The organism is Rhodopseudomonas sp. BR0C11, from assembly GCF_010820945.1.
Classification (GTDB): domain Bacteria; phylum Pseudomonadota; class Alphaproteobacteria; order Rhizobiales; family Xanthobacteraceae; genus Rhodopseudomonas; species Rhodopseudomonas palustris_H.
Genome location: NZ_QTKI01000766.1, coordinates 1 through 889 on the forward strand (window position 1 = coordinate 1; position 889 = coordinate 889).

At 67.8% G+C, this 889-nt stretch carries 1 protein-coding gene and 1 pseudogene; both read left to right on the plus strand.

Translation table 11 applies throughout. The features are described 5' to 3' along the window. Window positions 1-456 (plus strand): annotated as a pseudogene (locus tag DYI24_RS27230) (bifunctional transaldolase/phosoglucose isomerase); the annotation flags it as partial. Window positions 457-629: 173 nt separating this feature from the next. Continuing rightward, a partial coding sequence (locus tag DYI24_RS27235; protein ID WP_164574530.1) for an NAD(P)-binding domain-containing protein occupies window positions 630-889 on the plus strand: 260 nt, incomplete at its 3' end.

Genomic DNA, 889 nt, shown 5'->3' on the forward strand with positions numbered 1-889 from the left:
GCGCTGCGCAAGGCGGGTGCCGACGGCACGGTCGCATCCTGGCTGAAGGCGCATCTGTCGCGCGTCAATGCCGGCGACTATTTCGCCCTGCTCGCCTACATCGAGCGCAACGCCGCGCATATCGACGCGCTGCAAGACATCCGGCTGCGCGTCCGCGACCAGCGCCGGGTGGCGACCTGTGCCGAATTCGGCCCGCGCTTCCTGCACTCGACCGGGCAGGCCTACAAGGGCGGACCGGACAGCGGCGTCTTCCTGCAGATCACCGCCGACGATGCCGCTGACCTGCCGGTGCCGGGCCAGACCGCCAGCTTCGGCGTCATCAAAGCGGCGCAGGCGCGCGGCGATTTCGACGTTCTCACCGAACGCGGCCGCCGCGCCCTGCGGGTTCACCTCAAGGGCGATCTCGGCGCCGGGCTGAAGTCGCTCGGCGCGGCGATCAAACAAGCGCTGGAGTGAGACGACATCTCGCCGTCATCGCGAGCGAAGCGAAGCAATCCAGGCTCCGAGCAAGGCATCTGGATTGCTTCGTCGCTTCGCTCCTCGCAATGACGGAGAGATCGAGGAGTAACTAACCGACACTGGGACTGCGCCACCGCGCACAGCCCATAAGAAATCACGGAGACTTGCGCATGCAGATCGGCATGATCGGCCTCGGCCGGATGGGCGGAAACATCGTCCGGCGCCTGATGAAGGATGGCCATCATGCCGTGGTGTACGACCGGGACCCGCAAGCGGTCGAAGCGCTGACGCGCGAGGGCGCGACCGGGGCCGGCGGGCTCGAGGAGCTGGTGCGCAAGCTCGACGCGCCGCGCGCCGTGTGGGTCATGCTTCCGGCGGGCCATATCACCGAGACCACCATCGAACAGCTCGCCAAGCTGCTCGCCGCCGG